General features: G+C 58.6%; 4 protein-coding genes. All 4 read left to right on the forward strand.

Translation table 11 applies throughout. From position 1 onward, the window contains the following. The first annotated feature begins 53 nt into the window (after positions 1–53). The gene (ygfK, locus tag KBF66_RS18210) at positions 54–3,161 is read left to right on the forward strand and encodes a putative selenate reductase subunit YgfK (RefSeq protein WP_296660858.1); all 3,108 of its coding nucleotides are present in this window, start codon (positions 54–56) and stop codon (positions 3,159–3,161) included. 13 nt (positions 3,162–3,174) lie between these two features. After that, entirely contained in the window at positions 3,175–4,503 is a 1,329-nt protein-coding gene (ssnA, locus tag KBF66_RS18215) for a putative aminohydrolase SsnA (protein ID WP_296660862.1), read from the forward strand. A gap of 15 nt (positions 4,504–4,518) precedes the next feature. After that, positions 4,519–5,325: a selenium cofactor biosynthesis protein YqeC gene (gene yqeC, locus KBF66_RS18220; RefSeq protein WP_296660866.1), complete on the forward strand. Its 807-nt coding sequence runs from the start codon at positions 4,519–4,521 to the stop codon at positions 5,323–5,325. A gap of 154 nt (positions 5,326–5,479) precedes the next feature. Further along, positions 5,480–6,549: hydantoinase/carbamoylase family amidase (locus KBF66_RS18225; protein ID WP_296660870.1), on the forward strand; the 1,070-nt coding region annotated here is incomplete at its 3' end.

Genomic DNA, 6,549 nt, shown 5'->3' on the forward strand with positions numbered 1-6,549 from the left:
GAACACCACGCTTTGCGTGTGCCCAGCCTATCACTCAGCTATTGGAGATCATCATGAGCGACACCATGCGGCCCGTTCCGTTCGAGGGACTGTTGCAACGTATCTTTGAAGAGTTTCGGGTCAGTCGCTCCATCTTTGACATTGCCGAAAGCCAGTTCTACCACAAAACCGATGATCGCCTGATCGAGGTGTTTGGCGACACCTGTGAGACACCGGTTGGACCGGCGGCAGGGCCACACACGCAATTGGCGCAGAACATCGTGGCTTCCTGGCTGGTAGGTGGGCGCTTCATTGAACTCAAAACGGTTCAAATCATGGACCAGCTTGAAATCGAGAAGCCCTGCATCGATGCCGCCGATGAAGGCTACAACACCGAATGGTCTTCTGAATACACCTTGCCCAAAGCCTTCGATGAATACCTGAAGGCCTGGTTTGCACTGCATCTGCTCGAAGAAGTGTTTGACCCACGCGCACCGGGCGAGGCCAAATCGTTCAGTTTCAATATGAGCGTGGGCTATAACCTGGATGGCATCAAGCAAGCGCCGATGCAAGCCTTCATTGACAACACGATCAATGCCTCAGCGCATCCGAAATTTGCCGAATACCAACGCATTCTTGAAAAGTGGGTCAACGATGAGCGCTTTATTGAGGGTCTGGGTCTGCAAAACCGCAAGGTGCAGTTGCAAAGCCTGCCAGCACGCATTTCCGCGCGGCTGGTCAAGGGTGTCACGCTGTCGACGATGCACGGCTGCCCACCCAACGAAATCGAATCGATCTGCCGCTACATGCTCGAAGAGAAGTCGATCAACACCTTCGTCAAGCTCAATCCCACTTTGCTGGGGTTCAAGCGGGTACGCGAAATTCTCGACACCTGTGGCTTCGACTATCTGATCGTCAAGGAAGCCTCGTTTGACCATGACCTCAAACTCGATCAAGCCTACGCGATGCTGCGCCGCCTGCTGGATTTGAGCCAGGAAAAAAATCTCAGCTTCGGTGTCAAGCTGACCAATACGCTGGGCGCAGTCAACCACAAGGGCGCGCTGCCGGGCGAAGAAATGTACATGTCGGGCCGCGCTCTGTTTCCGCTGTCGATTAACGTGGCGGCGCTGCTGTCACGTGAATTCGATGGCAGGCTGCCAATTTCCTACTCAGGCGGTGCCAGCCTGTACAACATTCGAGAGATTTTCGAGACCGGTATCCGGCCGATCACCCTGGCTACTGATCTGCTCAAGCCCGGCGGCTATTTGCGCTTGCTCGAATGCGCGCGCGCGCTGGACGCTTCAGACGCCTGGCAGATGGGTCGGGTTGATGTCGCCAAGCTCGAACGGCTGGCGGCCAAGTCGATCACTGCGGACTACACGCAAAAGGCCTGGCGCTCCAAGGACGAAATCGACACTGGCAGCGCGCTGCCGCTGACCGATTGTTACGTTGCGCCCTGCGTCTCCGCCTGCGCCATCCACCAGGACATCCCTGAGTACATTCGCCTGGTCAGCGAGGGTCGCTACGCCGATGCGCTGGATGTCATCTACCGCACCAATGCGCTGCCGGCGATCACCGGGCACATTTGCGATCATCAGTGTCAATCCAACTGCACGCGGCTCGATTACGAAGGCCCGCTCAATATCCGCGAAATGAAAAAAATCGCGCTGGAAAAAGGCTGGGACGAATACCGCCGCCGTTGGCACAAGCCCGCTGGTACCGGCTCGCGCAACGCCGTGGCCGTAGTGGGCATGGGGCCAGCCGGCCTGGCCGCCGGGTATTTCCTGGCGCGTGCCGGCCACGCGGTCACGCTGTTCGATCGTGAGCAGGCCGCCGGCGGCGTGCCACGCCACGTGATTCCACGCTTTCGCAGTCCGGGCGAACTGGTGCAGCACGACATCGACTTCGTGGCTGACCACGGCGTGAAATTTGTGTATGGCTGCGATCCGCAGCTCAGCGTTGACAAACTCAAAGCTCAAGGATTTGAGTATGTGCTGATCGGCATCGGCACCGACAAAAATAGTGGCATCCAACTCGGTGGCGACAATCGCAACCTTTACAAGTCGCTGCCGTTTTTGCGCCGTTTCAACGACGGCGAAAAGCTCAACCTGGGCCACCATGTCGCCGTGGTTGGGGCCGGCAACACCGCCATGGACTGCGCGCGCGCTGCGCTGCGCGTTCCGGGTGTTGAGGATGTGACTGTCATCTATCGGCGCAGCTTTAACGAAATTCCCGCTTACCGTGAAGAGTACGAAGAGGCTGTTGAGGACGGCGTGAAGTTTCACTTCCTGACCAATCCCGAGTCTTTTGATGACGACGGCACCGTCACTTGTCGTGTGATGGAACTTGGTGCGCCTGACGACAAGGGCCGCCGCCGCCCCATGCCAACCGACCGCACCATCACGCTGAAGATGGATGCATTGATCACAGCCATTGGTGAGCAGGCCGATGGTGATGTGCTCAAGGCGATGGGCGTTCCGTTGGGTGAAGACGGTTGGCCAGCAGTCCACCAAACATCTGGCGAGACTGCGCGCGAAAACGTCTTTTTGATCGGCGATGTGCAACACGGGCCGTCATCCATCGTTGCGGCCATCGGGGACGCCCGGCGCGCCACAGATGAGATTCTCAAGCGTGAGAACCTGAAGAGCCACCATGGCCAAAAGTATTGGTTGAACGTCGATCCCAAGGAAATCACCCAGCGCAAGGGTGCCGTGGTGGTGAATTTTGTCAAAAAGGACGCGTTCGATGCCTTCATCAAACAAGAAGGCCAACGCTGTCTGGAATGCAACTACGTGTGTGCCAAATGCGTCGATGTGTGCCCGAACCGCGCCAATATCTCGATTGCGGTGCCCGGCTTCAAGGACCGCGCGCAGACACTGCACATTGATGCCTACTGCAATGAATGCGGCAACTGCGCCCAATTTTGCCCATGGCAAGGACGTCCGTACAAGGACAAGATCACGATCTTCAACCTGCCGCAAGACTTTGCCAACAGCAGCAATTCCGGCTTCATGGTCGAGGCAGGCAAACTCACCGTGCGCCAGGACGGCAAGGTATTTGAGCTGAGCATCGACAGCGCGGGCGCGGTGAGAGACGTGCCGCCAGAACTGGTGGACTTGTGCCGCATCGCCAGCCGCGTGGTCAGCCACCATGGCTACCTGTTGAGTGCAGTCGAAGCATAAGGAGCAACCCGCCATGCTGATCCTGAAAAACCTGACCGCTTTGCAGTTTGAACCGGCCACACTGTTGGGTGACGTGCAGATCGCCATTGATGGCACACAGATCAGGGAAGTTGGCGCTGGCCTTGCCGCAAAGTACCCGCAAGCGCAAGTGCTTGACCTCAAAGGCAAGCTGGTGATGCCAGGCATTGTCTGCGCGCACAACCACTTTTACTCCGGCCTGGCGCGCGGCATCATGGCCAATATCAAGCCCTGCCCCGACTTCATCTCGACCCTGAAGAACCTCTGGTGGCGGCTGGACCGTGCGCTCGACGAGGAGTCGGTGTATTACAGCGGCCTCATCTGCTCGCTGGAAGCGATCAAGAGTGGCTGCACCGCCGTGATCGATCACCACGCATCGCCCAACTTCATCGCCGGATCGTTGGCAACCCTGCGTCAGGGCTTCCTGAAAGCTGGGCTGCGCGGTATGACTTGTTATGAAACCACCGACCGCAATGGCGGCGAAAAAGAGCTGCGCGCTGGCGTTGACGAAAACCTGGCATTCGCGCGCCTGATTGATGATGCCAAGGTCAAGGGTGAAGAGCCTTACTTGATGGAAGCCCACCTGGGCGCACATGCGCCATTCACGGTGTCCGATGCCGGTCTCGAAATGCTTGGTGATGCGATCAAGGCGACTGGCCGTGGTTTGCACATTCATGTGGCGGAAGACCGCTACGATGTATCGCATAGCCATGACCGCTACAGCCAGGACCCGATCGAGCGATTGGCTGCGCATGGTTTGATTGATAGCAAAACGCTGATTGGGCACGGTTTGTATCTGTCCGATGCCGACATCGCCATTCTGAATGAACGCGACGCCTTCCTGGTGCATAACGCCCGCTCCAATATGAACAACAACGTGGGTTACAACCACAAGTTGTCGGCGGTTCGCAACCTGGCACTCGGTACCGACGGCATTGGTGCCGATATGTTTGAGGAAATGAAATTCGCCTACTTCAAGCACCGCGACGGGGGTGGCAGCCTGTGGCCTGACAGCTTTACGCGCTTCTTGTGGAATGGCAACACCTTGCTTGAACGCAATTTTGGCGCACGTTTCGGGCGCATCGAAGCGGGTTATCAGGCTGATTTGACGATTTGCAATTACGACAGCCCGACGCCGCTGGTGGCACAGAACGTCGGAGGTCACTTGGCGTTTGGCATGAACTCTGCCAGCGTTGACAGCGTGATGGTCAACGGCCTGATGGTTTACCAGAACCGTGCATTCCCGTTTGATGTGGAGCCGATCTATGCGCAAGCACGCAAGGTGGCGGCGCAGCTGTGGCAGCGCATGGATGCACTGGCCTAAGGCTTGCATCGGGTGATGACCGGTGTGCATTTCCTGCCTTCTCCTGGCAACAGCGCGTTCCTTGGGCGTTGCGTCGGTGCTGAATTGCCGTCCGTGGTGAGCCTGGTCGGTGCCGGCGGCAAGACCAGCACGCTATTTTGGCTGGCTCAGACGCTGGCAGCCGGCGGTCAACGGGTTCTGGTGACCACCACCACACGAATGTTTCCGCCAGAGCCGAAATACGGTGCAACGGTGCTGATCGAACCAGATTTTGCGCAGCGCCTGGCAGCCTTACGCGGTTTATCCAGTGCGCCGGGTATCGTGGTGCTGTTCAGTCGTTTCGATGTCTCCCAAGGCAAGATGATCGGCTGCGAACCCGATGAAATCGATAAGCTCAAGAGTCCGGCCGTCGCAGATGTGATTCTGGTGGAGGCCGACGGTGCACGCCATTGCGCGCTGAAAGCACCCGCAGCACACGAGCCCTGCCTGCCTCGTAGCAGCAACACCGTCATCGCGCTGACCGGTGCTGCGCCCTTGGGTTGCCCCGCTAATCCGGACGATATCCATCGGTGGCCGCAGTTTGCTGCCATTACCGGACTTTGCGCCGGCGAACCAATTGACCAGGCCGCCTTGGGCCGCCTGCTTGCGCACCCCGAAGGTATGTTCAAGAACGCGCCCGCTCACGCCGCGCGGCATTGGTTGGTCAACACGCAAGGCGCACACGATGCATCCGTGCCGGCCATGCTCGCGCAGTTGGCCCATGACCATCCCGAGCTCGACGGCGTCTGGATCGGTGACATGCGCCAATCGAGTCCTTTCAGCCACGGCTGGGTGCGTGCTTAGGCCAGCCATGCGCCTTTCTAGCTTTATGAAACTGGATCGCCACGGCGCTGTTGGCGCAAAGCTGAAGACTACAATTTCTCCCAGTTTGAATGGATTCGCTGGCGAAATTTGAAGCAAAAATCACACATAAAAACCAAGCCTGACTAGAGCCTCCATGAACTCTGATACTGCATCGTTGCGCATCAACGCCACCCGCCTTGGTGACCGGCTGCACGAGCTGGGCCAGATTGGTGCCACCGTCGATGGCATCTGTCGCCTGGCGCTCAGCGCTGAAGATGGTGCTGGGCGGGACCTGGTGCTACGCTGGATGCGCGAGCTTGGTTTATTGGTCAGCATCGATGCCATTGGCAATGTGGTGGGTGTGCGCCCCGGCACCGAAAGCGGCCCACCGGTGATGACTGGTTCGCACATCGACACGGTTCGCACCGGCGGCTACTACGACGGCAATCTGGGTGTGCTGGCCGGCCTTGAAGTCATCCAGACACTCCATGATGCGGGCATTCAAACCCGCCGACCGCTGGCAGTGGCCTTTTTCACCAATGAAGAAGGTGCGCGCTTTAACCCCGACATGATGGGTAGCCTGGTCTATGTCGGCGGCATGGCGCTTGATGCCGCACTGTCCACCGTCGGCATTGATGGTGCCACGGTCGGCGAGTGCCTTGAACGCATTGGCTACGCCGGACCGCAGCCCTGCGGCCAGCCCCAGGTGCAGGCCTATGTGGAACTGCATGTGGAGCAAGGTCCGGTGCTCGAAGCCGAAGGCTTTCATATTGGCGCTGTTGATGGCGTGCAAGGCATCTCGTGGACCGAATTCACTGTGCTGGGGGTCTCCAACCACGCCGGCACAACACCGATGCGACTGCGTCACGATGCCGGCTACGTGGCTTTCGCCATTGCCAACTACGCCCGGCAAATCGCGAGTGATATGGGGGCCAACCAGGTTGCAACGGTGGGTGCCATCCAGCTGTCGCCGAACCTGGTCAATGTGATTCCCTACAAGGCGGTGCTGACGGTTGACCTGCGTAACACCGATGAGGCTGCGCTACAGCTTGCTGAACAACGCCTGCATCGCTTTGCCAACGACATCGCCAGCGCTGAAGGCGTGACACTGTCGAGCCGCCAGTTGGCGCGCTTTGAACCGGTGGACTTTGATCCGGACAGCATCTCGCTGGTCGAAGCCACCGCCAAGCGTCTCGGATTGCGTGTGAAACGCATGCCCAGCGG

The organism is Rhodoferax sp. (assembly GCF_018063565.1).
Lineage (GTDB): Bacteria > Pseudomonadota > Gammaproteobacteria > Burkholderiales > Burkholderiaceae_C > Rhodoferax.